Below are 504 nucleotides of genomic sequence, written 5' to 3' on the forward strand. Positions count from 1 at the left end.
TACACCGACTTCGACGCCGGACTCGCCGCCACCATCGACTGGTACCGCGCCAACGAGGACTGGTGGCGCCCCGCAAAGGCCGCCACCGAGGAGAAGTACTCCGCTCAGGAATGAGAGAGAAGAAGCACTCCCCACAGAAGCAGGAATGAGACGCGGAGAGGCCGAGCAGCCGTCGGTGACTCATTCTCCTTCTCCAGCTACCCTCTCCGGGGGACGCTCCAGAGGCCGAAACAGGGCCTGACGGGACCTCCTGTGACTTCGGCGAAACGTGACCTTGCTACGGTTACGCCCGTGCTCATCTCCTCTCCTCCGGCAGCCGCCGCCGGCGGGACCTGCTCCGCTCAGGAACCGCTCCGTGCCTCCGCCGCTCCTGTGTCGAGAGGGCTTCATCTGTGAGGGGCATCATCCTCGCGGGTGGTTCGGGGTCGCGGTTGTGGCCGATCACCAAGGGCATCTCGAAGCAGCTGATGCCGATCTACGACAAGCCGATGATCTACTACCCGC

General features: G+C 64.5%; 1 protein-coding gene and 1 pseudogene. Both read left to right on the forward strand.

The annotated features are described in order from the left end of the window. Positions 1-114: pseudogene (locus tag C5D66_RS17580) on the forward strand (dTDP-glucose 4,6-dehydratase); the annotation flags it as partial. 278 nt (positions 115-392) lie between these two features. Then, the coding region (locus C5D66_RS16725) for a sugar phosphate nucleotidyltransferase (protein WP_258063972.1) at positions 393-504 on the forward strand (112 nt) is incomplete at its 3' end.

This window comes from Rathayibacter sp. AY1B4 (assembly GCF_002932815.1).
Classification (GTDB): domain Bacteria; phylum Actinomycetota; class Actinomycetes; order Actinomycetales; family Microbacteriaceae; genus Rathayibacter.